The following is a 26,748-nucleotide window of genomic DNA, read 5'->3' as shown; positions in this document are numbered from 1 at the left end:
CGCTTTCGCTGGTAGTCCTCACCTAGACCGCCACCAACGCAGAAGGATCGTTGTTTATGTGACGCGCTCACTTTATTGCATTGGCGGGAGGCTTACCGGTCAAGGTTAGTTTAACGACGTATTACTAGGCTTTCCACGTCGGGAAAATGCCTGTGAAGGATAACGGTTTCATGTCTAAACAAACCCCTTGAAATAAAGCGCTGGGCCTTGTTATAATAGAAGTAGTTACCTGTGTCGATATGCAGGCGAAGTCATTCCCGTTAAGTGCTACCAATACTTAACATTATGGGAGTGGCTTTTTTATTTGTCCGTATTTAACATTGATGTTAACGCACATACTTTAACGGTGAAAATTGCTTATGTTTCTCTTTAACGTCATTACAATAGAGATTCACATAGACTCGGACCAATTTCCATCGAAGTATGTCCGAGGATTTGCTGTAACTCAAATATGCCAGCACCCTGCTTTACACTAATTTTTGCGAAAGTATGACGGAATGTATGACAACTAACACGAACATTGTTTATCTTCGCTTTCTTGCCGTAGTATGATACACGATTTTGGAGTTGCCACTTTGAAAGTGGTGTGTTTTCTAACGTTACAAACAATGAGTCTGTATCACATTGGCCCCTTATTACAAGGTACTTTTTTAACTGCGTTTTCATTTTGGATTGAAACAGGACTAAGCGCTCTCGGTGGCCTTTAGTATTGCGAATGAGGATTGTAGAATCCTCACAACAGATGTCATCCACACTAATACCGATCAGTTCATTCGCTATAATCCCAGTTTCTAACAATAAAAAGAGAATAGTATAATCTCTAACGCCGATGAACGTCTTTAAATCCGGTTTATTGAGAATCTTATTAATTTGCTCGCGAGTAAGCTCTCAATAACTGCTCTCCTATCTCTAAGCAATTTAAGATTTCTGCAAGGACTTTTCGCTATATAATCATTGGCATACGCATAATTGAAGAAAGCGCGAACTGCTCGGAGCCTCGTATTGATTGAGGTTACTTTCAGCCCCTTAACGTCCTTTATATACGCTATAAATGCAGAAATATGTTCCGCCCTTATATTCGCTGGGTTAAATCGAACTCTAATTCTCCGAGCGACTTTCTAAACGAGGTTAATTCGTTTTGGCAATAACGGAGAGTATGTGATCTTAAATTACGCAGGTTTGCGTCGTGAAGGAATAGGTACAGAAGTTCGTCAAAATTGAACCTATCGGGGATAATATCGGATGCTACAACTTTGATTTCGTTTGGTTCTAAACGATTGCTACGACGCGCCATAAATATCGCGTATGATTGACCGCGCACGATATTTAGCGCCAGGTAGTATATTCCGGACAAATAAAAAACGCCCCCTACCGAAGTAGAGAACGTTGATATCACCGCATTGGCAAGCGATGTATTGATACCGGTGGCAGGGGTCGAACCGACACTCCAAAAGGAACACGATTTTGAGTCGTACACTTCTGCCATTTCCGTCAACCCACCAAAAGACCAATTAATTCTATATAATATTAACCCTCGGGAGAAAAGATAGAATGGTTCTGCACCATACAACCATTAATCCTACTAATTAAAACAACCCCACTACCCTATCCAGTATCCCAGTGACATCAAGGAACACGATGATAATAACCAGAGGAATGATGAACCTCATGATAAAGAACCATATATTAAATGCCTGGGCGCCTAGGCGAGAATGCTGTAATAGTTCCTCTCTCAAGGTACTTTTCTTAATTTTATATGAAACGAAGATCGAGATTAATAGCACGCCGAGCGGCATTAATATGTTGCTGACTAAATAATCGGCTGAATCGAACAAGTTCTTCGAGAAGATTAAGAGATCAGAAAAAGTACTATAGGATAATGCAGAGGGAATGCCTACTGCAAAGATTAAGATTCCGATGATATAGGCATATTTGGTTCTCTTCTCCTCTTTTCCTTTAACGATGGCTGCCACGATGATTTCCAACATGGAGAAGGCCGACGTTAATGTGGCAAATAGGAATAAGGCTAAAAACCCTAATAAGAAAACTTCTCCAAACACGATTTGGTCAAACACCGCCGGCAATACAACGAACAGCAAACCCGGTCCTTCGGCTGGCTCTAACCCTAATGAAAAAACAGCTGGGAAAATGGCCAATCCTGCTAATAAGGCAATCAATAGATTCATCGCGACGATGGATATGGCCGGTTGGATTAAGCTTTCCTTTTTTGAAAGGTAGGAACTATAAGTCACCATCACCGACACCCCTACACTTAAGGAGAAGAAAGCCTGCCCCATCGCAAATAGGACACTTTGAGAAGTCATGCTAGAAAAATCAGGTGCTAGAAAGAATTTGACGCCTTCTAGAGCGTTATCTAATGTAAGGGAGCGGATGATCAGTACAATAAAAAGAAGAAATAAAGCAGGCATCAATATTTTACTCACTTTTTCGATTCCATTTTGAATCCCTTTCGCTACAACCAATACGGTAATGGCTAGGAAGACAAATTGAGCTACAAGGACCAACAACGGATTGCCGATTGTCCCGTTAAATACTGAACCATAATCTGCACCCTCACTAATTATTCCACCGAACAGACCTTTGGCGAAATAGATCACAATCCATCCACCAATTACGCTATAGAAAGACAAGAGAAGAAAACAGGTGAATACCCCTAATCTTCCAATCCAATGCCAGTTGCTATGAGGAGCTAAACTACGATACGCACTGATGGCTTCCTTTTGTGTACTCCTGCCTATAATAAATTCAGCCAATAATAAGGGAAAACCCATAAACAATGAAAAGAGAATAAAAAGAAGAAAGAATGCCCCTCCTCCACTCATCCCAGTAACATATGGGAGCTTCCATATGGCACCTACCCCTATCGCTGATCCAGCTGCGGATAAAATAAAACCAATCTTCGATGACCATTGCTCTGTTGTTTGCATACTAACCCTACCTATCCCTTTTTATTATGGTTCCCTAATCAACAAATCAAAGACAAAAAAAGCCACGTCTCTATCTGTAACGATAGGGACGTGGCTTCACGCGGTACCACCCTAATTGGAAACAACACTTGTTTCCCACTTGTTAAAATAACGGTTTAACCCGTTTTATACCACTTTCTCTTTTGCAGTATAAAAAAGCTCCAAGAATGAAATTCACCTAGTCTTTGTATCAGTTTTCACCAACCACTGATTCTCTATATAACAGGGAGACCGGTTTAATGGGTTTCTTTTCGTCGCTCACTCGATATGTAATTAACAAAATTATAGTATGATAATTCTTATAGGTCAAACATTATTTAAATATTTCGACTATAAATAGAATTCTTTTTACATCTAAATCCCTTGATCGTCTCAAAGACTAACTGTTATTACAGCATAATTGTATGCCCTTTCTAATGAATAAATTACTTCGAATAAAATAGTAAAGTTCTTCATAGTCTACATGATATAGAAGGATTCTTTCCACTAATGACCCCTTTGGAATATCTTGGACACATTTTCTGCCGTGAAATATGTTATACTATTAGTAAAGAGGGTGCATAAATTGAAAAGTAATAAATACAATAGTGGCGAAACCGTAACGATCCTTGAAACTGATGAATTAGTGACAATTAGTAAATGGGCATATGTAAAAAACATGAAAAGATATTCTTATACAGTCAAAGAACATCCAACAACATTTTTCTTTGAAGAAGAACTGGAGAAAGCATAAGCTTTCACTTTTTTTCGTATGCAATGATTCCCCTTACTCTTAAACGGAGTAGGGCTTTTTTTATATGTATAAATGACGACAAAGAACAGACTCCCCGAGGGGAGTCTGTTCATATAGGTTACGATTTAGTTTTAAAATTAAGCTTTTTGAACGTTAGCTGCTTGAGCTCCACGAGCACCTTGCTCAACGTCAAAAGTTACTTTTTGACCTTCGTCTAAAGATTTGAAACCTTCGCTTTGGATAGCTGAGAAATGTACGAATACGTCGTCTCCGTTTTCACGTTCGATAAATCCAAAACCTTTTTCTGCATTAAACCATTTAACTGTACCTTGTTCCATTTTTGTTGCCTCCTAGTGCATAACACACATTGTATTACTATTTTTGATTTTTCAAGAAGATACTAATACCTTTTTTCATTACCAAAAACAATTCTTACTTAGAATAACACGAAATGATAAAAATAGCAACTACACTGCAGATAAATTAAATTTGTTATTTTATAAATGCCTACTAGCAAACAATTATTTAAGAGTTATCCCTTATCTTGATTTTTCACATTTTTTTCCAATTATATGATTTAGATTTTTAATTAGGGGTATATCAGAGTATAAGAAACCGTTCTTTTACTTTCGTACAGATTAAACAACATAGGAGGTTTATTAATGAAATATTATAAGGTCTCGAATAGAGGATTCGATAGTAAGGTCATTGCCGCCAGTAGCGATTATGAAGCGCTTGGCTTTTATTTAATGGAGATCGATGATCAACTTGGTTTTGTTGATGATATAGATATAGAAGAAGTCGATGCTGAAGAAAAAGTGGAGGTTTCCTATATTGGATACCCTGTTTATAAGACGATTGAACAAATCTATCAAGAGAATGAGTTTTGGGAGGTGCCTAATATAGTAGTGGAAGTCGAGTGAATTTGAAATGCCCGCCTTTTCACGAGGGGGCATTTCATAAAGATTGGATGAACGTCTCAAAACAGTTGGGTCAAATAGTACTTTGTTATGGCCAAGTATTCACGGATATATGATTTCACTAAAGCGATTCGCGGCGTCTTTGCAGGAACCCCTGTCACTTTCAATCCTTCTCTTTCAGCCATTTTCACGGCTCGATAAAGATGAAAATCATTCGACACAATCAATCCAATCGATGAAGGATCCGGAATGAACTCTTTCGAGAAAGCAATATTTTCACTGGTTGATGTAGATTCGTCCTCCATGATGATTCTTCCTTCTTCAATTCCCTGGTTGATAAGCCCTTGTTTCATTGCCTCAGCTTCTGAAATGTCTTCTCCTGGACCTCTGCCACCAGAGACGATGGCCACCGTACTTCCATTCAATTTTAAATAGTCTGCTGCCCTATCAATCCGGTATTGTAATGATAAAGATGGAACAGCCCCTTTTACTCTTGCCCCTAAAACGATAAGGTATCCCGCATCTTCAGGGATTGGCTGATGGCTGCTTTCCATGATCTTCATATGTAAGATTCCAAAATATACGAGTAGCACGACCATCCCCATACCGCCAAGCTTTATCCACTTTTTCATCGTACCGCTCCGTTTCTTTTTCGCTCACCACTTTTGTAGCTGCAACAAAAGTGGGCACTCAATGAAATTATTAGTCTGACAAAAAGGGGAAATCGAAAGTGTACTAGGAGCTTTAAGCTTCCCCCATCATGTCTTCGTAAATCCACTTTCCTATTTGACTGATGACTCGACGGCTTTCTTCCTCGGTCTTCATGTCCTCAGTCAGGACTGCGGCGTAGACGGTTTGTTTTTCTGAACGGATGATCGCACAATCATGGGCGACTCCACGAATCCCCCCCGTTTTACTTGCCACTTTCACACCTTTACCCATTTGTGACGGAAGCTTATCCCTTAACTGCTGATTATCCATTACACGCAATATTTTTTCCTGGTTCTCTTTCTTTAAAAAGTCCCCAGTATGTATCGCCTTCAGACAGGTGATGGTATCCGCTGCGGAGATGGTATTATCCCGTCCTTCTTTCAGTGCTTTGAAATCCTGCATTTTCCGTTGAAGCATTGTCTGTTTAAGTCCAAGGTCCTTTATACACTTATTAATTTCATCTTGGCCAAGCAAGGTCATCATCATATTGGTGGACGTATTATCGGAAACTGTAATCATCAATGACAAAAGGTCTTCAACCGTTAAAAAAATTTTATTCGATAGAACATGCAGGACCCCTGAACCACCAGTCACTTCTTCAGGTGGGATCGTCACCGGCTGATTCAAGTAAATCTTCTTTTCTTCGCTCTGACGATATCCTTCAATGATCATCGGAATTTTAATCAAACTGGCTGATTGGAAAGATTCATCCTCATGATATGCGATGAATTCCCCATCACTATTTTCAATTTTATAAGCAATGCGTCCATCAAATGTTCCCACTGCATCCAAAATCTTGTGTTCAATGGTTTGTAAAGACATGGTTAATCCTTCCCTTCTCACGGTTCATTAATTATGTAACGTCTTACTAATTCTACCATGTAAAAGCATCACTATCTTCTATATATGCTTTATTGATTTATTTTCAAGATAGAACCCAAAAGTCATCAAATCCAAATAAAAAAGAGCATTCGATGAGAAAGCTCCTTTTCAAGTACATTATGATCTTATCTTGCTTTCATTGGTCTTCCCTTCACTATTGGAAACCGCTTCTTTTCTGTGGTGTCCACTTGAGTGATTTCCCCATCATGCACGGTTATGATCACCGATCCATATTGCAGTCCTTCCAAGCTGGAAATGATATGTTTGATTTTTAACTCCTCTTTTTTTTCCATAATGGTCCCCCTTGAATAATGTTTATGAAGAAAACCGATGATAAAGGAACGTTCTCCCTTTAACGCTTTCTGTGCTGGCGGTCAATCAATTCATCCTTCGCTTCTTTTCCCAAAGATAAAGGCACCTTTTATCTAATAGTAGATGGAAAGGTGCCTTTAGTTGACTAATCGGCATTATGAGAGTTACTTGTCATCATAGCAAGAAGGAAAAGATGATGGCTAAAAAGGCTCTGAAATATACTTTATTATCCTTACCTACAAACTTGGTATTATTACTATAATCCGTCTTTCGTTATTTGTCAATGTCATTTTATAATATTCCGACTAATTCGTATATTTCATTCTTTCTATTTAGCACTTTACCAAACTAAACTATTTACGATATACTATTTTAAAATAAGTTTTACGTTGAACATTACAATCATTGTCCTATAGAAAGGTTCGATTTTAAATATGAAAAATAATAAATGGGGATTGCTGATCCTAACCACATTTGTAGTTGGCAATATGGTGGGCGGCGGTATCTTCATGCTTCCCGCCCAATTGGCGCAAGTATCAAGTCCGTTGGGAGCCACGATGGCGTGGATTGTCACAGGCTTGGGTGTATTTTTAATAGCACTCGTTTTCGGTAACTTGGCTGTGAGAAAACCCGATTTGAAAGCAGGACCACAAAGTTATGCACAATCATTATTCAAATCCCCTGTAAAAGGAAGATTTGCTGGATATAGCATGGCCTGGGGATATTGGGCAGCTAACTGGGCAGCCACAGCCTCCGTCATCATATCATTCGCAGGCTATTTATCGACGTTTTTCCCCGTCATGCACAGTACGAAAGTGCTCTATACAGCAGGATCATTTGACCTTGAACTTGGTAAGGCATTAACCTTCGGGGTTTGTAGCTTGGCACTTTGGGGCATACATTTCATTTTAGTCAGAAGTTTTAATGGTGCTGGTAAACTTAACCTTGTGGCAACCGTCACAAAAGTGATTGGCTTCTTATTCTTCATCATCGTTACTATTTTCATCTTTGATTCTTCTAACCTGGGAGACGGTGCTGAATTTTATAATGAAGCGGGTACAGCATTTTCCTTAGGTTCCCAAATTAACAATGCAGCGATATCCACCTTATGGGCATTCATCGGCATCGAGGCAGCCGTTATGCTTTCAAACCGTGCGAAATCACAAAATGATGTCAAAAAGGCGACGATCATCGGCTTGCTTATCGCTGTTGCCATTTATATCGGGATTACGATCTTGACGATGGGTGCTTTATCGCAAGAGGAATTGAGGGCATCTCAAAAACCACTGGTCGATGCCTTACAGACTGTGACCGGTTCCAGCGGCACATATCTAATGGGGGCACTTGCTGTCATTTGCTTATTAGGTTCCACGATAGGTTGGGTCGTCGTTGCATCGGAGGTTCCCTATCAAGCAGCGAAATCGGATATATTCCCAGCTTACTTTGCAAAGGCAAATAAAAATGGAACGCCGGTACGCTCCATGACGGTAACGAATTTGATGACACAACTGTTCTTATTTTCCACTATTTCGGGAACCATCTTAGTGGCATACAAATTTTCCATGATCGTTGCAACGCTTGCTTATTTGGTCCCTTATCTCGTATCAACCCTGTATCAATTTAAATTGGTTTTGACTGGAGAAACATACGATATCATGAAGGGTTCCAGGACCCGCGACGGTATCATCACCTTCCTGGCATTGATATACTCCATATGGGTCATCAAGACAGGCACAGCCGACATGGAAACGTTCATGTTAGGTATCTATTTATATGTTCTTGGCTTTGTTCTCTACCCGCTTTGGATGCGGAAGAGAGCTTAACGAGAAAACGCCCAGGCATTAATATGCCCGGGCGTTTTCTATATTTCGTGCAGTATGATTTTTGTATCCAGGTGTATGGATTCACCTTGTTGCAACTCTTGCAATCCCGTCACTTCCGCTGGTAACTTCAAATTGGGGGCATTCGTGATCCAGGTGTAAGGCTCGGGACACAAGAAACCATCCTCATTGAATAGTACCCAATATTTAAACTGACGATCCGCTTGATAACGCACTTGTATACCGGCTTTCGGATCGGTTAAAACAGCTTCATTTATTCGGTTGTTTTCCTCATCATGGCTAAAAATGTCATCATATTCCCGTCCCTCTCCTATTATTCTCCTTTGAATTTCATCCTTATTTGGCAAAGTGATGTATTTCCCAGTCGGCAATGACCTGCCATTCAGCTCCCACTGTTTATTTACGGGCAAAGAAATCTCGCAATCCGAATAGTCATTTCTTGCTATAAACGGAAAATTGAAGATCGTATGATACCCTGCACCCCACGGAAATGACTTGCGACCGATATTGTGAATGCTCATCTGGATATCCAGTCTCTCTTCCTTTACTATATACGTCATGTTCACTTTGAACTCATGAGGAAAATGTGGATACATGGATGGATAATCACTGCTCAAAAACTCGGTAACGATTACGACTCCCTCCTTGCCTGCCTCTCTTTTTAGGACCTTCCAAGGCTTATCATGCAAGAAACCATGTATATGATTGTGCTTTTCCCATTCATTTACCGGAAATGTATAGGTTATTTCCTTATAGGTAAAGGTCCCATCCTCTATCCGGTTAGGCGGGAACAGGATTGGCATGCCATATAGGATTGGCACTTTTTTATAGTCTTCCAACGACTTTGGAGTCCTCAATATATCTACATCTTTTTTCTTGGATTTTAGCGATAGTAGATTACTTCCCAAAGCTGGAACGATCATTGCTTCAATGATATCATTGCCAAAGATTATAGCCTCTTCATTTAAAAACATCTGGTCTTTTATATAGGATTCCATCTTCTTTCCTCCTCTTAGATTCCATATACTTACACTCATCCTACTAGTCTAGTACCCTTTTGACAACTGACGCTCACCACTTTTCCATAATCTGATTCTTTCCAATATAACTTGGCCTCTAAAATAGAAAAAAAGGATGCTCCCCTAGGAACATCCTTTTTTTGCTTAGTTATTGCTTTCGCTTATTAAGGCGACTATGCCTTCTTCGTCATCCAAGACAAGCTCAATGCCTGAATATGGGTCGATATTTAAGTATTCATCCAGCCATAATCGAAGCGCTTCGATCAAGTTGATCGTGATCAATACTTGCTTCCTGCCATCAACGAACGTTTCAGCTGAGAAGCCATAATCATCATCATACATCAATTCAACTTCCACTTCATTGGGCTCGACCTGCTTTTTACGAGCAATGTATACACATACTGCATTAATGATATCTTGTTCGGAAATTCTTAGCCTCTCCATGGGTTTGGATCCTCTTTTTTCTTCTTATCTTGGAAGTAAACGAAAATCTTGCGGATAATGACCACGATGGCAACGATCGCAATAACGTTGACTAATAGTCCAAGAATGGAACCAAGAGCTCCCATATTGGCAAATAGGCTACCAAAAAGTAAACCTGCAAGCCCTCCAAGCATGATTCCTTTCATTAAGCCGCCCTTAGTAAATGAGTTGCCGCTTTTTGTATCGGTTTTCGCTTTGTTTGTATTTGCATCGGATTTATTCGTTTGTTTATTTTGGAAATTCGAGTTGTTATTCGTATTGTTATTCGAGTTATTATTGTTGAAGCTTCTTTTCCCGGATTTATAACCCCTTGCATCGGCGGATTGTGAATGGTCCTGGAATACATACGCACCAACTGGCGAGAAAGCTAATGTGATAGTTAGTAAAGCAGCCATAATTTTTTTCATCATGTGTTTTTTGCCTCCATTTTTTAGTAGTAGGAATGTTGTTTCATTAAATGTCAGTAAGTTTACAAGTTAAATCCACATCACCTATCCTTATTTCATCTTAATAGTATTTACGATATTAATCAAAATAAGTTTCACTTTTTTTGTTTTTATCCGTATTTTTTATAAAAAATGGGCAGGGTGATCATCACCCTGCCCATTAAGACACTATTATTTCACCCGAACTACACGGCCATTGAATTTACTTGCCCAATATCCGCTGCTCATGTTAGCAACAGCCACTCCTGTTGAACTTTGAGAGCCAATGAACTTGCCTCCTCCAACGTAAATACCAACGTGTCCATCAGTTTTATACGTGTTGAAGAATACTAAATCTCCCGGTTGCATCTGGCTTTTTGAAACTTGCTTTCCTGCACCTGTCAAGGCACCAGTGCTTGGTGGTAGATTAACACCCGCTTGTTTGTAAGCCCATGCAACAAATGCTGAACAATCGAATCGGCCGTTAGCAATGTCGGATGCCGTTCTTCCGCCACCGAAAACATATGTTGAATTACCGATGTATTTATAACCTGCTGTGATTGCAGAACCTACGTTAGCTGTGCTTGGCGCTGCTGTAGCCTTGCTTTCACTCTTTGGAGTTGTTGAAACATTATTTTTTGGTGAACTTTTTGGTGAACTTGATGAAGATTCATTTTTAGAAGAACTAGTAGAAGGCGCTACATTGCTATCTACATGATCATCTACATGATCATCTACATGGTTAGTAGAAGTTTTCTGAACTTCTTCCGCCACACGGTTTAGTTCGGCCTTTTCAGCCGCTTTACGTTCTTCTTCTTTTTTAATGTTTTCACGAATCGTTGCTAATTTGCCCGCTAAATCTGCATCTTCATTTTGTAGGGCCTTTTTAAGAGCTTCTGTTTCAGACTGTTTCTTTTCAAGTTTAGATTTCATTTTTACACTAGCTGCTTTTTGTTCCTTAATTTGAGATTTCATACCTTTTAGGTCAACTTGCATCTCTTTAAGGCTTTGTAATTTCTTCTCTACTTCTTCATGTTTTGCTTCTAGCTCAGCTTTATCCGCTTCTTGCTGAGTAAGAATCTCCTGATCTGCTTCAACGATAGCCGCAACTGCTCCTACACGGTCAACAAGATCACGGAAACTAGTAGATCCTAAAACTACTTCAAGGTAATTAACGTCACCGCCGCTCTCTTGGAAAGAAAGGGCACGCTCCTTTAGGATTTCTTCGCGTTTTGCAATTCTTTCCTCTAAAGCAGTAATTTCTTTTTTCAATGAATCAATATCTTTTTCCGTTTCAGTTACTTCTATATTGGTTTTCTTGATTTTTTTATCGTTTTCTTCCATTGCATTAACGATTTCTTTAATCCGGGAATCCATTTTCGCTTGCTCTTTCTGTAAGTCCTGAATGACTTTTTCAGCATCTGAAATATCGGATTGAATTCCGGCACGTTGTGATTGAATATCTGAAACAGATTCCGCATTGACCATCGGTGCGGCAAAAATGCTTCCTAAACCGAGCATAATAGTGGTATTTAATACGATTAACTTTTTCTTCAAACTCATTTCCCCTACTTTCTTCCCTAGCAATTCAATTGACCCACTTCTTTCTATCTAAGAAAATAGCAATCAAATTGAACCACAGGAATCTCTTCTCTATTTTTTAAAAGCATTATGTACTTTTCTAGGATTGATTTCATATTACATAAAATACAGAATTTCTTTGAGCTCATTACCTAATACGTAGTATATCACCGCTTTTTGTCAAATACGTAATAGCAATATTACATTTATATTTCATTTTTAACATTAAACATATTTTTTCGACATTCAGACGAGATATATAGACCAATATTTGACAAGTTCCTTCTAGTAAAACGACAAACTCCCACATGATAATCTATCCAATTATTAGTATAGAAGAACCACAACTTATGATAGTCAATAGGTTTGGTGTTGTCAAAAAAAGGCACTTATTACTTTTTAAAAAGAATATGGCCCGAAACCTTGATTCGGTTCCGGACCATATTTTTTACATTTTTTCTCTTTCATAAAGGGAGTTCTTATTAGTATGATTCCCTTACATTTTTCAGATTCCGGCCATATAGTCAACAAAAACTTTCAACTCTTTTGGACGAACAAACACAATATCTCCCTTTTTTAAAGAAAGCTGATTAAATTGGTCTTTTGTAAGTTCGATTTCGAGCGGTTCCTGAATGTCCTGACGAATCACTTCAATACGGACAATCGGTCCGATTGCATGAATATGATCGATGACGGATTCAATAGAATCGACATTGGATGGTCCTTTTTCGATAATGAAGTTATGAGATCTTACATATCCTGTGCTATCTCCGTCCTCACTATCCGGTACGTGAATTTCCACATTCCCGGTTGCAAGCTTTCCTTGATGGACCTTTCCCTTGAATAGGTTAACACTGCCGAGAAAGTCATAAACAAATGGATTCTTTGGATGTTCGTATACTTCATCTGGTGTTCCAATCTGTTCGATTTTCCCCTCATTCATGATGACGACCCGATCGGCGACATCCATCGCTTCTTCCTGATCATGTGTTACAAAGACACTCGTGACATTGAACTCGTCATGCAGCTTTCTTAACCAACGCCTAAGTTCTTTACGGACTTTGGCGTCCAGTGCCCCAAATGGTTCATCGAGCAACAAAATATTTGGCTCTACGGCCAGTGCCCTGGCTAAAGCCACGCGCTGACGCTGGCCCCCGGATAATTGAGAGGGATAGCGATCTTTATATCCTTCCAGTTTAACCAGTTGGAGCAGTTCCGTAACTTTTTCTTCAATTGCTTTTTTGCTAGGTCTTGTTTTTCTGGGCCGTACCTTTAAACCGTATGCAACATTATCAAAAATGGTCATGTTTCGGAAAAGGGCATAATGCTGGAAGACAAAACCGACGTTCCTATCCTTCACGTGCTTGTTTGTGTAATCCTCTTCATTAAATAATATATGTCCGTTTTCTGACTGTTCAAGACCAGCTATGATGCGGAGCAACGAAGTTTTCCCCGAACCCGAGGGACCCAGTAACGCAACAAGCTCCCCACTTTTTATTTCTAGATTGATATCTTGTAGGGCCTGAAACGACCCATAATATTTTGTAACGTTTTCGATGATGATGCTCATTGTACATCCCCCTACCTAGCTTTTGTAGATTTCAGGTCCGTTTTCCATTCTATTAGACTCTTTAAAACCAACGTTATAATTGCAAAAATGGACATTAACGATGCCACGGCGAATGCCGCTGAAAATTGATATTCATTGTATAGGATTTCAATATGAAGTGGCATCGTGTTCGTCATGCCGCGTATATGGCCTGATACAACCGATACGGCTCCAAATTCCCCGATCGTCCTCGCATTGCACAAAATGATTCCGTATAATAAGCCCCATTTAATATTGGGCAACGTTACATACCAAAAAGTCTTGAACCCGCCAGCACCAAGGGTAAGGGAGGCTTCTTCTTCAGAGGTTCCCTGGCTTTGCATAAGTGGAATCAATTCCCGTGCTATAAAAGGGAAGGTAATGAATAGGGAAGCAATGACAATGCCCGGTATGGAAAATATCACTTTTATATCGTACGCCTGCAAAAATGGACCAAGCGCTCCATTCAGACCAAATAATAGGACGAATATCAAACCGGCAATGACCGGTGACACGGAAAATGGAAGATCGATCAACGTAACTAAAAAGTTCTTCCCTTTAAATTCATATTTTGTAATCGTCCATGCCGCCACTACCCCGAATATGGCATTCAAAGGTAAAGTGATCAGGACAACGATCAACGTTAATTTAATGGCAGCCAAAGAATCTGGGTGAGCAATCGCCGCAACATACGCTTCCGCTCCCTTTTCAAAGGCTTTTACAAAGATAGCAATCAACGGAACGACCAAAAAAAGCGTCAAGAATAGCAATACAATGGAAATAAGGGTCCATTGGATAAGTTTTGGCTCCTTCGTAGCGTTTCTTGTTAAGATGACTGGTTTATTTGGCTCTGTAGCCACAGGATGATGATTGGCCAACACGGTCCCCTCCTATTTTGCGGAATATCTTCTACTAGTCCACCATTGCAAGATATTAATGGTGAGCAAAATCAGAAATGTAATGACAAGCATAACCGTCGCCACGGCGGTTGCCCCTTGGTAATCATACTGTTCAAGCTTCGTCATGATGATAAGAGGGGAAATTTCTGTCTTAAAAGGCATATTGCCGGCAATGAACACGACGGATCCGTATTCGCCAAGTGCCCTCGCAAATGATAGGGCAAACCCCGTCAAGATTGCGGGAATCAATTCAGGAAAAATAATTTTAATAAATGTCTGCATTCGGTTTGCCCCTAGTGAAGCAGATGCTTCTTCCATCCCCTTTTCTATATTTTCAAGCACGGGTTGAACCATTCGTACAACGAAGGGAAGACCAATAAAAATGAGGGCAATGATAATCCCGATAGGGGTAAAGGCAATCTTGAATCCAAAAAACTGTCCAATCCACCCGTTCGGTGAGTATAAAGTGGTTAACGTAATGCCGGCAACTGCCGTTGGAAGGGCAAAAGGCAAGTCGACCAGGCCATCGATGATCCGTTTCCCTGGAAACTCATAACGTGTCAGAACCCAGGCAATTAAAACGCCAAAAACTGCGTTCACAAATGCCGCAGTTAAAGCCGTCAGAAAACTTAATCTATAGGAGGCAACAACTCTTGGTTCAGTGATGGTCTCCCAAAAATCCTTCATTCCCATTGAAAATGTATTTAAAAAAACCATGGATAGGGGAATCAAGACGATGATGGATAAATACAGTAATGTCAATCCCATCGCCAACCCAAAACCAGGTATCGTCCTTTTTCTCTTGCGCTTGACTTCAGTCACAATATTCATGGTATCTCCCCAGCTCTTTCTACTTAATTAGTGAAGGAGAAGAAGAATCAAACATTCCTCTTCCCCTCTACACTTATTTTGGTTGATATATTTCGTCGAATGTACCACCATCATTGAAATGGGTCTTCTGGGCTTCATTCCAGCCGCCGAACTTCTCATCAACCGTTACCATGTCAATGTCGGCAAACTGTTCTTTATGGTTTGCCAGAACCTTTTCATCCCTTGGTCGATAGAAGTTCTTAGCCGCAATTTCTTGCCCCTCATCCGTATACAAATACTCTAGATATGCTTCCGCCACTTCCTTCGTTCCCTTTTTCTCAACCACTTTGTCGACTACCGCCACTGGAGGTTCGGCTAAAATACTTATGGAAGGATTGACGATTTCATATTTATCATCGCCGAATTCCTCAAGCGTTAAATACGCTTCGTTTTCCCAAGCAATTAGTACGTCACCGATTTCTCTTTCCACAAATGTAGTCGTGGCACCCCTAGCACCGGAGTCCAACACTTCCACATTTTGATAAAGTTTTTTCATGAACTCTTTTACTTTCGCTTCATCATCATTGAACTTCTTCTCGGCAAATGCCCATGCGGCCAAATAATTCCACCTTGCCCCCCCGCTTGTTTTTGGGTTTGGAGTAATGACGGAAACATCCTTTTTGATTAAGTCATCCCAATCTTTGATGCCTTTCGGATTATCCTTTTTTACTAGGAATACAATGGTCGACGTGTAAGGTGTTGAATTTTCCGGCAGGCGCGTTTGCCAATCTTTTTCCAAAAGGTTACTGGCTTCATTGATGGCATCGATGTCATAAGCCAATGCAAGCGTCACGACATCTGCTTCCAATCCGTCAATGACCGCTCTTCCTTGCTTACCAGAGCCTCCGTGCGATTGCTGAATCGTAACATCTTGACCTGATTCTTCCTTCCAATGTTTCGCGAATGCTTTATTATATTCTTGGTACAACTCACGGGTCGGGTCATAGGACACGTTCAGTAATTCTACGGATTTAGGCTTTCCTTCTTTTCCTTCAGTCTTTTCGGAACTACAACCGGCTAGCACCCCAAATGCTAAAACCAAACTTGAAAACGCCAATAACCTTTTCATAATCTTTCCCCCTGTTTTTAACTTTCTTTAAACAAAATAGGCATACTACTTCCTCATTTAAAGTTAGGAAATAGTATGCCTTCAGTTTTCTGATCAGCAAATATTCTGTTTTCTTTTTTACGTATCCCTACCTTAAAGCAAAGTATCCCAAGTTGTCAACTGTGTTTTTTGTCTTCCAGACCGTTTTAAGCATTCCCGTTAAGAATGCTCCCTTCCAAAAGCCCTATACTATTACGTTTAGCACCGCTTCAACTTTTTATAATATTCTGATTAAATTTCATTTTCAATCTAAATCACACGAGTTAAATAAAAAAAGGAAAGAGCCCACATCACCTAAGTGATTGGGCCCCTTCCTTAAACATTTTGAGTTGTTTTATAGAGTCCATGATCTACAATATACTGATAACAAACATCTGGCAGTAAATATCTTGGCTCTCCGCCCATGCTGAACTCGTCTCTTATATATGTTGAACTGATTTCCATGGAAAGACCTTTATCAATTAGGTGAAATGTATTGCCATTATCATAATTTCTCAGTAAAGGGCTTTTGGAGATGACCTTGAGCATATCTATTCCTTCTCGGGCCATGATAATGAATTTATGATTCGCAATCAATTTTTCTCTGAATTTCCAGCGAAGATGCACCGGTAATTCCTGATTATCCATATCTTGAAGCAAATCGGCCCCCATGATGAAATATACCTCATCCTTCGGATACTGCGCTTTAAAGTACTCCATCGTATACCATGTATACTGTTTGCTGATTCCTGCTCGTTCATATATTTCATAATCACTCACTTCAAATAACGGATTTTCCTTGATGGCGAGACTTAGCATATTCCAGCGGTGCTCATTGCTTGTTTTCATCTGTTTATCAATCCGATTATTGGCACATGGTAAAAAAATGACTTTATCAAGCTTGGCTCGATGCGCAATGGTCGATGCCGTCCATAAGTGTACATTCGTAATAGGATCGAAGGAAGATCCATAAATACCGATTTTGCTCATCCTTATCTCTCCTCACTTAATCCTTTCGTTTCAACACCGCTCTGACCGGACTGCCATCCCCCTTCTCCAAAGCGAGTGGCAGTGCGGCCAAATCATACAGACCCGGTTCTACGCCTTGAAGAACAAGGCCTTCAAGAATGTGAATCCCGCAACTTGCCAGGGCATGGTGAGCAGGTAATTCTTTACTGTCTAGATAATCGACGGAAGGCAAATCCAATCCGAGCAATTTCACCCCTTTTTCAGCTAAGAAGGAGGCTAAGTCCGGTTCGATTGCCGGAATTGCATCAGGGAATTGGCTGAGGTCCTTCCACTTCCCCGTTGCCAGCAATAATCTCTCGATCCCATTCAATTCGATGTCAACTAAAGCTTCTATCCCAATACTTCTATCGACATCGACCTGGACGACAAGTGCTTCCCCGATATATAAATCCAAGTCCAGCTCCAGGATTTTCTTTCCTTCTTCATCAAAATGAAAAGGTGCGTCAATATGTGTACCTAAATGTGTACTCATGCGAATTTCGCCAACATTTACGGAAGATCCCCTGGCTATCTCAGCATTCAAGCGATAGGAATATGGTGTATCTCCTGGCCAATATGGCGTATTTTCATTAAGCGGCTGAGAAATATCTTTCCATTTATGCATCGTTACCTCTCCAATCATTTCGTTCACAATTTTGTCCGAAGTGTCCAGAGTTCGGGGAAAAATGGCTGATTCACGACCTTCTTTAAATAGTTCACGCCAGTAGAACCTCCAGTTCCCATTCTCTGTCCTATAATCCGCTCCACCGTGCTCATATGGTTGAATCTCCAGAACTGCTGTTGACTGCCGATATCCACCAGTTTTTCAGCCAATTCATATAGATCCCAATATTGATGTACATCCCTGTACACCGCAAGCCAGGCTTTCTCGACACTCTCGTTTTCCACATAAGGTTCTGACCAATCTCTGTTCAACATCGATTCTTCAATAGGAAACCCCCTCGCGGCCAAGGCTCCAATTGCCGCATCGTAAATACTGGGCTTATTCAACTCGGACACCAGGGATTCATAAAGGTCAGGCTGATGACGAAACACGGCCAAGATTGGCTTGTTTTTTTGTCCCATTGCACTTTCAATCATTCGGTTTTGAAAGGATTGGAAGCCCGATGAGTTTCCGAGTTTATCCCGGAACTCCATATAGTCGGATGGGGTCAAGGTCGAGAGCACATTCCATGACTGAACGAGCTGCTGTTGAACTCTCGAAATCCGTGATAGCATCTTGAAGGAAGGTTCCAATCTTCCTTCCGTGATATGCTCCGTAGCCGCAGTCAATTCATGAAGAATCAATTTCATCCATAACTCGCTGGTTTGATGGATAACGATAAACAGCATTTCGTCATGATGACCGGAAAGCAACCTCTGACTCGATAATACTTGGTCCAAATTCAGATAGTCACCGTAGGACATCTCTTTTTCAAAATTCGTTACCATTCCTTCTTCCAAGCGACTTTCTTCGATTGATTCCTTATCCATGCATGCGTCACTCCCTTTATCTTCTTTTTACTCTCATCATCAACATGTATGTGAGCCATAGAAAGATCAACCAAGGAATACCGAACTGCAAAACGATTTTAAAGGGTTCGGTAAACCAGGTTGTTACCGTTAAGGCCAATAGAAAAACCGCTCCAAGTATCGTTAAATAAGGATAACCGTACATTTTGACAGGTAATTTCCGCCCCCCTGTTCTTTCCCAGTTTCGCCTGAAAAACAGATGGGAGATGAACACCATGAACCAAGTGAAAATGGCCCCGAACATCGATATCCCCATCATGAATGCATAAGATGTATCGGGAAGAATGACCTTTATCCCCGCAGCCAGAAAAATACCCAATGTGGAGATGAGCAAGGCGCGGACCGGTACTCCTTTTCGACTCACTTTCTTAAAGAAAGGCGGTGCCTGCCTTTGTTCGGATAGTGAAAAGATCATTCTTGTGGAAGCATACAGCTGACTATTCATTGCTGATAAAGCTGCCGTCAAAATGATAAAATTCATGATTCCGGAGGCTCCCGGGATATTTAATATTTCCATGACCTTCACGAATGGGCTCACTTCAACGCCCGCTTCCTGCCATGGAACGATCATCAACATGATGCCGATTGTCAGTACGTAAAAAGTCGACAGCCTGAAAACGGTTGCCTTCAAGGCTCGTGGTACAGCGATATCAGGATCTTTGGCTTCTCCTGCAGTCACTGCAATCATTTCTGTCCCTAAAAAGCTGAAGAGAGAAATGAAAACAGCCACCCATAATCCCCAAAAACCAAAAGGCATGAACCCCCCTGCATTCACATAGTTCTCCATCCCCATTCCCGAGGCTGGTTCGGCACCAATCAAAACATAAGCTCCCAGTAAGATGAAAATGACGATGGCGCTGACTTTAATCAAGGAAAATACATATTCAAAATTCCCGAAAGTATTGACACTGGTTGCATTTACATAGATGAGTAAGGCGGCAAAAAGAAAAATCCACACACTCCCTGGTACATCAGGAAACCAGTATTTCATATAAACAGCGATTGCACTGACTTCGACCCCAATGGCAAGGACATTGGCTATCCAGTAGGAATATCGGACAAGAAAGCCTGCAAGTGGACTGATGTACTTCTCGGCAATCGTCCCAAAGGATCCGGAAGTTGGATAAGCGACCGTTATTTCCGCCAAGCATCCCATTAATAACAAAACAACGAACGCACCGACAGCATAGCTAATCAATACGCTTGGACCGGCTATCGATATCGCTAGACCGCTCCCTAAAAACAAGCCGGTCCCAATCGCACATCCCATTGCGATCATCGTGATTTGATTGGTTGATAACTCTCTTTTCAATTTATTATTTTCCATGTTTCTTTTCCAAACTAGGCAATGATTCCCCGTATATTTTCATAACTCTCATATAACTTCCCTTGCATGATTTTTTTTAGTGCCTGGACCGTTTCCCATACTTCCTGATAGGAGGTATAGAGGGAGACAGGTGCAAGCCGGATCATATCCGGTTCGCGGTAATCCGGAATGACGCCCTCATTCTTCAACGCTTTACATATCCGTGCTGCTTCTGGGTGCTCAAGGATAATATGAGCCCCCCTTCGAAAATCATCTCGAGGGTTCCCGAATGAAAACCCATACTCCATAAGTTCAGAGTCAATCAAGTCCATAAAATATTGTGTCAAAAGCAAAGATTTTGTACGAATCTGTTCGATACCCACTTCGGCAAACATTTCAAGCGAACCGACTAGTGGAGCCATACTTAATATATGTGGCGTTCCGATCTGAAAGGCCCCTGCTGAATCAGCCTTGGAGAATGAGTGTTTCATGTCGAACTGTTCATCCTTTTTTGACCCGAACCATCCAGTCAACCCTGGCCTTTTATCGAAATGTTTTCGATTGACATATAAGCCTGCAACACTTCCCGGTCCTCCATTCAAATGTTTATAATTACACCAAAATGCAAAGTCGACCTCCCACTCGTCAAATTGGTGTGGAACAGCACCCACTGAATGACACCCATCAAACCCAATGATGATTCCTCTAGTGTGCGCTTCCTTTGTTAATCGTTTCATATCCAGAATCTGTCCGCTGCGGTACAAAACCGTTGGCAACACGACCAAGGCTACTTCCTCTGACATCGCGGCAATGATATCGTCTTCCATAAGAAGTTTACCATCACGGCTTTTCACCTGCACTAAATGTGTTTCCGGATCAAGCCCGTGTAGCAAAAGCTGGCTTTGAAGCGCATAAATATCACTCGGAAACGTCAGCTCATCGGCCAATATCTTGTTCCGTCCTTCCTTCGGTTCAAAGAAAGTTGCCACCAGCTGATGAAGGTTCCCTGTCGTCGAGCCACTCATAATTACTTCATCACCTGACGCCCCCACCAAAGGGGCACTCAACTCTCCCAATCTCTCAGAGAAATAAAACCAAGGGTTATCACCTTCCGTCCATCCCTCGATTCCATATCTCTTCCAGTCTTCCAATGAATTCAAAAGACTTTTTTCCGCCCGCTTCGATAATAGTCCCAATGAATTTCCGTCCATATAGATGGTCCCGGGAGTCAAGTGAAATTCCTTCCGATAAATGGCTAAGGCATCACATTGGTCCAATTTTCCTGCAAACTCTTTCGTTGGCTGAAAATGATATGTATCCATGTTTATTTTCCTCCGTTTCTTCCATGCTGGTTTTCTTTCATTTATATATTCTTACACCCTCCCAAACCAACCGGTGAACCCTATTGGGATCCTTTTCTATATAATCCCTTTTATCAAAAATCATCGTATAATGATTCGTTTCGTCATACTTCGGCCAGACTTCTCCCTCCGGCGGATTGGGATTCCCATATTTCGCAAAGTTAATCCAGTTACCTTGCATCCGTCGAGATAATTTCAAGGCAGCACGCTTAGCGCCAAAGGCAGTAATCCGTTTTCCAACTATAGAATCGAAAGTCTGGAAAACATATAAAATCTCCATCCCATGCGTCGCCCCTAGTTTGCTAAACTTTAAAGAGGGGGTTTGGTAATCGAAGCGGTACATCCATGTTTTCTCCTGACGGCTGTATGCCTCTGCATACCAAACCGAAGGCATATGAAAAGTCGCATCACGCCCCAAGCCTAGGGTAGGCTCTTTATTAGGGAAGGTTAGGTAAGCGTTGGTGATTCGCTCCTCCGCTTCAGGATCTGTATTTTCGAACATCTTATGAATCATTTCTTCGGTTGTCGGAATTAACGGGGGATCCATTTGGTCAAATAAAGTCGCTTCATCTTTATTTGTACCAATAAGAAGGGGAATGCCAGCAGTGGCTCCTGAACGAATGGCTTCCAATGGATAGTCAGGTAAAAAGTCACCATCAACGACTGGACCAAAAGAAAGCGAGCCAGGGAGATCTTGAGAGTTTTGCTGTAATAATTCATATGAAGCTGTAACGATTTTCTGGACGGGAAGTGTTTTTAACACATCGACTTCATTCTCTTCAATCCCGAGAATATCGAGAAATTTCTTACTGAACTGTCGTGCAAAACCTTTTCCGTAAACTGAAGTAGGAGCAGGACTTTGGGCAATGGCCTGTTTAAAAAGCCCTCTTGCAGAAGGTACTGTGAGTAAAGTCGTAACGGCATTGCCACCAGCCGATTCACCAAATACCGTAACATTCTCCGGGTCTCCTCCAAATGCTACAATATTCTCTTTTATCCATTTCAACGCAGCGACTTGGTCACGTAAACCTAGGTTGGAATCAAAGAGTTCCTCCTCATGATTCCACTCCGTAAAATCCAAATATCCTAAAGCACCTAACCGATAATTGATGCTTACAACCACTACATCTCCTGTTTTGGCTAACACATGACCGTTGTACATATCAATCGAACCCGATCCCGTAATATATGCTCCACCTGGAATCCAAACCATGACCGGGCGCTTCCGATCATCAGCATTAGGAGACCAGATATTCAGGAATAAACAATCCTCATCCATTTCTTCACTGCCTGTCATCCCCATCCTGGCTGCCCTTTCCAACGGTTGTGGTGGCACAGCGCCGAAATTGACTGCATCCAGGACACCGTTCCATCTTTCAACAGGCTCCGGGGAGCGAAAACGCAATTCGTCGATTGGAGCTCTCGCATACCTGACGCCTTTCCAAACGCCTACACCATTTTCTACGGTTCCTTGAAGGTGCCCTTTTGCCGTCGTTACAATTGAACCAATCATCCACTCACCCTTTCTGAATCTATATATTATAGTTCTTCTTTTCCCATTCCCCTATCTCCTTCCCCTTTGCCGAAAAAAAGTTTTTATTACTCTTACAAGCTACGGAAAAAATAAAAAAAAGACCAAAGTGGTCTTTTTTGAATGAGGAAAAACTCTTGTTCATGTAAGCGCGTTCATGATACTAATCAAAGATCCGCCTCTTAGGGAGAGCTGATGAACAGCAAACTTCAGTTGCTGTTCATCCAGCTTTTCCAAGAGTGGCTTTAATTCAAGAACTTCCCGCTCCAGTTCTTTCAGGTTTAAAGAAATCTTATCGACTTTTGCTAGTACCTCTCCCGAATCCACAGGTTTGTCGGACCAGATCTGCAGCCGCTCCTTGATTTCGGTCAACGGCATGTTTTGCTCTTTATATCGATCGATCATACTAAGTCGATTGAGCGCATCCTTCGTATAATATCGATACCTCGATCCAGTCTTCTCATAGGTGAGCAATCCCAATTGTGTATAATAGTCTATGGTTCTCCTTGATACATTAGCTAGTTCAGCAAGCTGGCCAATCCGATATAAATCCATCCAGACAGTCACCTTCTTTTATAATCTCTCATTACGGTAACTATACCATAAAAAGCCGAAAGGATGACTTTAGGGTTACATCTATAAGACTACTTGATCTGATTTGACATTTACATATTGCTTGGCAAAATATAAAGCTTCTTCCTTGGATTTAAAGAAATGCTGTTTTTCTATTTTATGATATAACCCGGTACTTATTAGCAACTCCTTAGGTTGTTGCTGAATTCCGGAGATGACTAATTTCCCTTTATATTTCCTTATTCGATTGACAATGGCCAGCAGAGCGGCCTCGGCTGACGTATCCATATAGGATACCCTTCGCATGCTCAATACTAAAACGCCCGTCTTATTATCCAAATTTTCCAAAATATTAGATTCCAGTACATCAATGGATCCAAAGAATAAGGGGCCTTCCAAATTGTAAACATCGATTCTTGAATCCGAGCTTGCAGTCGTTGGAATAATTTCCGGATAAACTTCGTGACTTCTTTCCCTGATTTTTAATGAGTGGCTCATCTTAATGATAAAGGTGATGAAGGCAATCAATAAACCGATACCGACACCCATGATTAAATCCGTTAAAACAGTGACAAGAAATGTCACAAACAGTACAACAGAATCAGCCGACCTTGTTTTTAAGACATGGGCAAATTCCTTCCGTTCACTCATGTTCCAAGCGACAAACATGAGGATTGGCGCCATGCTGGCTAAAGGAATATGTGTGGCATAAGGAGATAAGACGAGCAGGACCATCAAGACCACGATTCCATGGATAATCCCTGACATTGGTGACACGGCCCCAGTCTTAATATTCGTGGCCGTTCTGGCAATAGCACCTGTAGCCGGGATTCCGCCAAAGAATGGTGTAGCGATGTTGGCTATGCCTTGACCGACTAATTCCTTATTGCTATCGTGTTTTGATCCACCCATGTTATCTGCCACGGTTGCCGATAACAATGATTCAATTCCACCTAATAATGCGATTGTAATCGCCACTGGGAGAAGGTTGATAATGATTTCCACCGAAAGCTCTGGCACTTTAAATTCAGGGAAACCTCTTGGAATCGCTCCATATGTTGATCCAATCGTAGCCACCTTACTAGGGAAGAAATAGAAGGCTACCACTGTGGAAACAAGTAATCCAAGAAGAGGTCCTGGTACTCGTGGAAGTACTTTCGGTGCTAACAGGATCACAATAAAGCATATTAGTGCCACACCTATGCTATAGACATTTATCGTATCTGCTTTAACCACCAATTCTTTCATATTAGCTAAAAACGTTTCATGCTTTTCCACCTTCATGCCTAAGAAGTTAGCAATTTGGCCGGAAAAGATGATGATCGCAATGCCTGTCGTAAAACCAATGATAACGGGGCGGGGAATGAATTTCATCATATTCCCTAATTTAAGCAGTCCCATCACCACCAACATAATCCCGGCTAAAAACCCGGCAATGAGAAGACTTTCGTAACCGTATTGCATGACGATTCCAAATAGTAATGGAACAAAGGCTCCAGTCGGCCCACCAATTTGGTACTTAGACCCACCCAAAAGCGAAATGAGAATTCCTGCAATGATCGTCGTATACAAGCCATATATGGGCTCCACTCCGGATGCAATGGAAAAAGCTAGTCCAAGGGGAATGGCTACCACTCCCACTACCAGGCCTGCTGTCAGGTCTTTTTGAAATCCTTTCATGTTGTATCCTTGGAATCTACTATCCTTCATCATAAATTCACCCTCACATCCTTCATCTTTTTAGTCGCACTCTATTGAAAACGGTTATTGAAAAAAAGTAGGTGTACATATTTTGGGGTAGCGACGTAGTCGCCTTACATCTTAGAAAAAGAAAAAGTGTAAGGGGAGTTTTCTTTTCACGGTAAACCTTTGAGGATTTGATAGATTGTAAGAAGTAACTCTCATATGTAATCTCCTTTGTCGGGTTTATTCATGGTTTCGAACCATGTTCCCATATTATATAGTAAAACGTAAAACTGTACATTACTTACATTGTAAACAATTCTTTACAATTCATTACGTTTTGATTACAAAATAGGACCATCCCTCTACACTAGTAAATTAGGTGCCCGACCTATTAATGAGTTTTAGGAAGATAGAATGCGAGTCCATATACCTGAAACAAAAACTGGACAAATGAAAGGGCTTGTCGTCTTCGTATTGAGTAACGATGGTAGAGATGCGAATAAAAGAGGCGCAAAAGAAATAAGCTGATTTCTTTCTGCGCCTTGTATGTTAATCTTCAGCCTGAAAGGTAGCAGGATTAATCCAATCGAGCAACGAATATTTAACACAAACCAGGGGAGATGATGACTTATATAATGAAAAATGAAATGACGTTCAAACGACCTTATTTAACTCTTATCGGACTTGAAATCATCACTTTGCTTTTCGTTTCAACAGGGGCTGCCATCACTGAAATAACAAAGATGAGTAACCCCATTGCGCCTTTTATGGGCTTCATTCCGCTAGCACTCCTCTTGATTTTTTATTTTACGATAAAGAATCGATGGGGCACCTTTTATTTTCATTCACTCCGGAAGCTATCCGTCCGGGAATGGGTTTTATATACGCCCTTGCTCTTCTTTTTAATCCTTCTTGTCATCTTCAACGAAGGAGTGTCCATTCAATCCTTTTCTTATCTAGTCTTATTAAGTTTGGGGATTATGACAAATGCCTTTGTCGAGGAATCCGTTTTTCGTGGCTTGATGCTGAAGATCCTCCTACCAAAGGGAGAGATCAAGGCCATCATCATTTCAAGTTTATTCTTCGGGATTGGGCACTTTGCCCAGGCATTTCAAAATCCATCCTTTTCTATTTTCATACAAGTGTTCTATGCATTACTAATAGGTCTCGTCTTAGCTTTACTCGTCATTCAAACTCAATCGATCATCATTCCGATCATCTTTCACTTCCTCCATAACCTTTTGCAATATACCGGTCGAATTGTATCAGATGTTGCCACGATACGAATGACGGATATTATTTTAATAGCTTTTCTCATCATTTATATCATTGGTTTGCTTATGTTTAGAAAAAAGAAGAGAAGCTCTCATTCTCATTCATCGGTTACAATCGATAGATAAATTTCCAAAAAA

The 26,748-nt window shown here is 40.9% G+C and carries 28 protein-coding genes and 1 other annotated feature; of the genes, 4 read left to right on the top strand and 24 right to left on the bottom strand.

The features are described from left to right. Positions 1 to 378: 378 nt before the first annotated feature. From ACIQXQ_RS05275 to ACIQXQ_RS05260, 4 genes are all read right to left on the bottom strand, one after another. Positions 379 to 831, bottom strand: a complete 453-nt coding sequence (locus ACIQXQ_RS05275) for a tyrosine-type recombinase/integrase (protein WP_402956046.1) — start codon at positions 829 to 831, stop codon at positions 379 to 381. Between the two features lie 8 nt (positions 832 to 839). Continuing rightward, complete coding sequence (locus tag ACIQXQ_RS05270; RefSeq protein ID WP_402956044.1) at positions 840 to 1,022, bottom strand: hypothetical protein; 183 nt, start codon at positions 1,020 to 1,022, stop codon at positions 840 to 842. Between the two features lie 50 nt (positions 1,023 to 1,072). Then, a complete protein-coding gene (locus ACIQXQ_RS05265) occupies positions 1,073 to 1,486 on the bottom strand; it encodes a hypothetical protein (protein WP_402955966.1) in 414 nt (137 codons plus the stop codon). Positions 1,487 to 1,586: 100 nt separating this feature from the next. After that, positions 1,587 to 2,948: a sodium-dependent transporter gene (locus ACIQXQ_RS05260; RefSeq protein WP_402955964.1), complete on the bottom strand. Its 1,362-nt coding sequence runs from the start codon at positions 2,946 to 2,948 to the stop codon at positions 1,587 to 1,589. A gap of 81 nt (positions 2,949 to 3,029) precedes the next feature. Next, positions 3,030 to 3,251 (bottom strand) — a binding site (T-box leader). A 301-nt stretch (positions 3,252 to 3,552) separates the two neighbouring features. On the opposite strand from ACIQXQ_RS05260, the gene ACIQXQ_RS05255 reads away from it, so the two are divergent. Continuing rightward, positions 3,553 to 3,720: a hypothetical protein gene (locus ACIQXQ_RS05255; RefSeq protein ID WP_402955962.1), complete on the top strand. Its 168-nt coding sequence runs from the start codon at positions 3,553 to 3,555 to the stop codon at positions 3,718 to 3,720. 137 nt (positions 3,721 to 3,857) lie between these two features. Here ACIQXQ_RS05255 and cspC read toward each other — a convergent pair whose 3' ends face one another. Further along, on the bottom strand, positions 3,858 to 4,058 hold the full coding sequence (gene cspC, locus ACIQXQ_RS05250; RefSeq protein ID WP_010331195.1) for a cold shock protein CspC: 201 nt from the start codon (positions 4,056 to 4,058) through the stop codon (positions 3,858 to 3,860). Between the two features lie 324 nt (positions 4,059 to 4,382). Here cspC and ACIQXQ_RS05245 point away from each other — a divergent pair, with 324 nt between their 5' ends. Next, positions 4,383 to 4,643: a hypothetical protein gene (locus tag ACIQXQ_RS05245; RefSeq protein ID WP_402867884.1), complete on the top strand. Its 261-nt coding sequence runs from the start codon at positions 4,383 to 4,385 to the stop codon at positions 4,641 to 4,643. A gap of 56 nt (positions 4,644 to 4,699) precedes the next feature. Here ACIQXQ_RS05245 and ACIQXQ_RS05240 read toward each other — a convergent pair whose 3' ends face one another. The 3 genes from ACIQXQ_RS05240 to ACIQXQ_RS05230 form a co-directional block, all read right to left on the bottom strand. Further along, on the bottom strand, positions 4,700 to 5,272 hold the full coding sequence (locus ACIQXQ_RS05240) for a YdcF family protein (protein ID WP_402955960.1): 573 nt from the start codon (positions 5,270 to 5,272) through the stop codon (positions 4,700 to 4,702). Between the two features lie 112 nt (positions 5,273 to 5,384). Continuing rightward, positions 5,385 to 6,173 carry a serine hydrolase gene (locus ACIQXQ_RS05235; protein WP_402955958.1) on the bottom strand — a complete coding sequence of 263 codons (789 nt, stop codon included), beginning with the start codon at positions 6,171 to 6,173 and terminating at the stop codon, positions 5,385 to 5,387. A 185-nt stretch (positions 6,174 to 6,358) separates the two neighbouring features. Beyond that, complete coding sequence (locus ACIQXQ_RS05230) at positions 6,359 to 6,526, bottom strand: YezD family protein (RefSeq protein WP_402955956.1); 168 nt, start codon at positions 6,524 to 6,526, stop codon at positions 6,359 to 6,361. Positions 6,527 to 6,979: 453 nt separating this feature from the next. Here ACIQXQ_RS05230 and ACIQXQ_RS05225 point away from each other — a divergent pair, with 453 nt between their 5' ends. Further along, positions 6,980 to 8,368 carry an amino acid permease gene (locus ACIQXQ_RS05225; RefSeq protein WP_402955954.1) on the top strand — a complete coding sequence of 463 codons (1,389 nt, stop codon included), beginning with the start codon at positions 6,980 to 6,982 and terminating at the stop codon, positions 8,366 to 8,368. Between the two features lie 38 nt (positions 8,369 to 8,406). Here ACIQXQ_RS05225 and ACIQXQ_RS05220 read toward each other — a convergent pair whose 3' ends face one another. From ACIQXQ_RS05220 to ACIQXQ_RS05145, 16 genes are all read right to left on the bottom strand, one after another. Next, entirely contained in the window at positions 8,407 to 9,384 is a 978-nt protein-coding gene (locus tag ACIQXQ_RS05220) for an aldose 1-epimerase (protein WP_402955952.1), read from the bottom strand. A gap of 165 nt (positions 9,385 to 9,549) precedes the next feature. Then, on the bottom strand, positions 9,550 to 9,849 hold the full coding sequence (locus ACIQXQ_RS05215; RefSeq protein ID WP_402867878.1) for a YxcD family protein: 300 nt from the start codon (positions 9,847 to 9,849) through the stop codon (positions 9,550 to 9,552). Further along, a complete protein-coding gene (locus ACIQXQ_RS05210; RefSeq protein ID WP_402956042.1) occupies positions 9,837 to 10,295 on the bottom strand; it encodes a hypothetical protein in 459 nt (152 codons plus the stop codon). The genes ACIQXQ_RS05215 and ACIQXQ_RS05210 overlap by 13 nt, the downstream gene beginning before the upstream one ends. Before the next feature lie 210 nt (positions 10,296 to 10,505). Next, positions 10,506 to 11,876 carry a C40 family peptidase gene (locus tag ACIQXQ_RS05205; RefSeq protein WP_402956040.1) on the bottom strand — a complete coding sequence of 457 codons (1,371 nt, stop codon included), beginning with the start codon at positions 11,874 to 11,876 and terminating at the stop codon, positions 10,506 to 10,508. 523 nt (positions 11,877 to 12,399) lie between these two features. After that, on the bottom strand, positions 12,400 to 13,464 hold the full coding sequence (locus ACIQXQ_RS05200; RefSeq protein WP_402867877.1) for a sulfate/molybdate ABC transporter ATP-binding protein: 1,065 nt from the start codon (positions 13,462 to 13,464) through the stop codon (positions 12,400 to 12,402). Between the two features lie 11 nt (positions 13,465 to 13,475). Continuing rightward, complete coding sequence (gene cysW / locus ACIQXQ_RS05195) at positions 13,476 to 14,315, bottom strand: sulfate ABC transporter permease subunit CysW (protein ID WP_402868547.1); 840 nt, start codon at positions 14,313 to 14,315, stop codon at positions 13,476 to 13,478. A gap of 57 nt (positions 14,316 to 14,372) precedes the next feature. Next, positions 14,373 to 15,212: a sulfate ABC transporter permease subunit CysT gene (gene cysT / locus ACIQXQ_RS05190; RefSeq protein WP_402867876.1), complete on the bottom strand. Its 840-nt coding sequence runs from the start codon at positions 15,210 to 15,212 to the stop codon at positions 14,373 to 14,375. A 73-nt stretch (positions 15,213 to 15,285) separates the two neighbouring features. Next, positions 15,286 to 16,320 (bottom strand): sulfate ABC transporter substrate-binding protein, encoded by a 1,035-nt coding sequence (locus tag ACIQXQ_RS05185; RefSeq protein ID WP_402955950.1) that lies wholly within the window; start codon positions 16,318 to 16,320, stop codon positions 15,286 to 15,288. A 354-nt stretch (positions 16,321 to 16,674) separates the two neighbouring features. Further along, a complete protein-coding gene (gene nadD / locus ACIQXQ_RS05180; protein WP_402867874.1) occupies positions 16,675 to 17,328 on the bottom strand; it encodes a nicotinate (nicotinamide) nucleotide adenylyltransferase in 654 nt (217 codons plus the stop codon). Positions 17,329 to 17,344: 16 nt separating this feature from the next. After that, positions 17,345 to 17,971, bottom strand: a complete 627-nt coding sequence (gene kynB / locus ACIQXQ_RS05175) for an arylformamidase (RefSeq protein ID WP_402955948.1) — start codon at positions 17,969 to 17,971, stop codon at positions 17,345 to 17,347. Positions 17,972 to 17,994: 23 nt separating this feature from the next. Beyond that, complete coding sequence (gene kynA / locus ACIQXQ_RS05170) at positions 17,995 to 18,840, bottom strand: tryptophan 2,3-dioxygenase (protein ID WP_402955946.1); 846 nt, start codon at positions 18,838 to 18,840, stop codon at positions 17,995 to 17,997. Positions 18,841 to 18,856: 16 nt separating this feature from the next. After that, positions 18,857 to 20,206, bottom strand: a complete 1,350-nt coding sequence (locus ACIQXQ_RS05165; protein WP_402867871.1) for an amino acid permease — start codon at positions 20,204 to 20,206, stop codon at positions 18,857 to 18,859. Positions 20,207 to 20,220: 14 nt separating this feature from the next. Then, positions 20,221 to 21,507, bottom strand: a complete 1,287-nt coding sequence (kynU, locus tag ACIQXQ_RS05160; RefSeq protein WP_402955944.1) for a kynureninase — start codon at positions 21,505 to 21,507, stop codon at positions 20,221 to 20,223. A gap of 37 nt (positions 21,508 to 21,544) precedes the next feature. Continuing rightward, entirely contained in the window at positions 21,545 to 23,059 is a 1,515-nt protein-coding gene (locus tag ACIQXQ_RS05155) for a carboxylesterase/lipase family protein (protein WP_402955942.1), read from the bottom strand. Positions 23,060 to 23,218: 159 nt separating this feature from the next. Next, complete coding sequence (locus ACIQXQ_RS05150; RefSeq protein ID WP_402955940.1) at positions 23,219 to 23,632, bottom strand: MerR family transcriptional regulator; 414 nt, start codon at positions 23,630 to 23,632, stop codon at positions 23,219 to 23,221. An 81-nt stretch (positions 23,633 to 23,713) separates the two neighbouring features. Continuing rightward, a complete protein-coding gene (locus tag ACIQXQ_RS05145) occupies positions 23,714 to 25,363 on the bottom strand; it encodes a SulP family inorganic anion transporter (protein WP_402955938.1) in 1,650 nt (549 codons plus the stop codon). 593 nt (positions 25,364 to 25,956) lie between these two features. Here ACIQXQ_RS05145 and ACIQXQ_RS05140 point away from each other — a divergent pair. Further along, the gene (locus tag ACIQXQ_RS05140; RefSeq protein ID WP_402955936.1) at positions 25,957 to 26,736 is read left to right on the top strand and encodes a CPBP family intramembrane glutamic endopeptidase; all 780 of its coding nucleotides are present in this window, start codon (positions 25,957 to 25,959) and stop codon (positions 26,734 to 26,736) included. The last annotated feature ends 12 nt before the right edge of the window (positions 26,737 to 26,748 follow it).

It is taken from the genome of Peribacillus sp. NPDC097198, from assembly GCF_044762055.1.
Taxonomy (GTDB): Bacteria; Bacillota; Bacilli; order Bacillales; family DSM-1321; genus Peribacillus.
This window is presented reverse-complemented; position numbering and strand designations above follow the sequence as displayed.

Bases quoted from the DNA above. Each gene is read 5' to 3' on its own strand.
- ACIQXQ_RS05265 (WP_402955966.1), bottom strand. From the start codon at position 1,486: ATGGCAGAAGTGTACGACTCAAAATCGTGTTCCTTTTGGAGTGTCGGT.
- ACIQXQ_RS05260 (WP_402955964.1), bottom strand. From the start codon at position 2,948: ATGCAAACAACAGAGCAATGGTCATCGAAGATTGGTTTTATTTTATCC.
- cspC (WP_010331195.1), bottom strand. From the start codon at position 4,058: ATGGAACAAGGTACAGTTAAATGGTTTAATGCAGAAAAAGGTTTTGGA.
- ACIQXQ_RS05245 (WP_402867884.1), top strand. From the start codon at position 4,383: ATGAAATATTATAAGGTCTCGAATAGAGGATTCGATAGTAAGGTCATT.
- ACIQXQ_RS05240 (WP_402955960.1), bottom strand. From the start codon at position 5,272: ATGAAAAAGTGGATAAAGCTTGGCGGTATGGGGATGGTCGTGCTACTC.
- ACIQXQ_RS05235 (WP_402955958.1), bottom strand. From the start codon at position 6,173: ATGTCTTTACAAACCATTGAACACAAGATTTTGGATGCAGTGGGAACA.
- ACIQXQ_RS05230 (WP_402955956.1), bottom strand. From the start codon at position 6,526: ATGGAAAAAAAAGAGGAGTTAAAAATCAAACATATCATTTCCAGCTTG.
- ACIQXQ_RS05225 (WP_402955954.1), top strand. From the start codon at position 6,980: ATGAAAAATAATAAATGGGGATTGCTGATCCTAACCACATTTGTAGTT.
- ACIQXQ_RS05220 (WP_402955952.1), bottom strand. From the start codon at position 9,384: ATGGAATCCTATATAAAAGACCAGATGTTTTTAAATGAAGAGGCTATA.
- ACIQXQ_RS05215 (WP_402867878.1), bottom strand. From the start codon at position 9,849: ATGGAGAGGCTAAGAATTTCCGAACAAGATATCATTAATGCAGTATGT.
- ACIQXQ_RS05210 (WP_402956042.1), bottom strand. From the start codon at position 10,295: ATGAAAAAAATTATGGCTGCTTTACTAACTATCACATTAGCTTTCTCG.
- ACIQXQ_RS05205 (WP_402956040.1), bottom strand. From the start codon at position 11,876: ATGAGTTTGAAGAAAAAGTTAATCGTATTAAATACCACTATTATGCTC.
- ACIQXQ_RS05200 (WP_402867877.1), bottom strand. From the start codon at position 13,464: ATGAGCATCATCATCGAAAACGTTACAAAATATTATGGGTCGTTTCAG.
- cysT (WP_402867876.1), bottom strand. From the start codon at position 15,212: ATGAATATTGTGACTGAAGTCAAGCGCAAGAGAAAAAGGACGATACCT.
- ACIQXQ_RS05185 (WP_402955950.1), bottom strand. From the start codon at position 16,320: ATGAAAAGGTTATTGGCGTTTTCAAGTTTGGTTTTAGCATTTGGGGTG.
- nadD (WP_402867874.1), bottom strand. From the start codon at position 17,328: ATGAGCAAAATCGGTATTTATGGATCTTCCTTCGATCCTATTACGAAT.
- kynB (WP_402955948.1), bottom strand. From the start codon at position 17,971: ATGCATAAATGGAAAGATATTTCTCAGCCGCTTAATGAAAATACGCCA.
- kynA (WP_402955946.1), bottom strand. From the start codon at position 18,840: ATGGATAAGGAATCAATCGAAGAAAGTCGCTTGGAAGAAGGAATGGTA.
- ACIQXQ_RS05165 (WP_402867871.1), bottom strand. From the start codon at position 20,206: ATGGAAAATAATAAATTGAAAAGAGAGTTATCAACCAATCAAATCACG.
- kynU (WP_402955944.1), bottom strand. From the start codon at position 21,507: ATGGATACATATCATTTTCAGCCAACGAAAGAGTTTGCAGGAAAATTG.
- ACIQXQ_RS05155 (WP_402955942.1), bottom strand. From the start codon at position 23,059: ATGATTGGTTCAATTGTAACGACGGCAAAAGGGCACCTTCAAGGAACC.
- ACIQXQ_RS05150 (WP_402955940.1), bottom strand. From the start codon at position 23,632: ATGGATTTATATCGGATTGGCCAGCTTGCTGAACTAGCTAATGTATCA.
- ACIQXQ_RS05145 (WP_402955938.1), bottom strand. From the start codon at position 25,363: ATGATGAAGGATAGTAGATTCCAAGGATACAACATGAAAGGATTTCAA.
- ACIQXQ_RS05140 (WP_402955936.1), top strand. From the start codon at position 25,957: ATGATGACTTATATAATGAAAAATGAAATGACGTTCAAACGACCTTAT.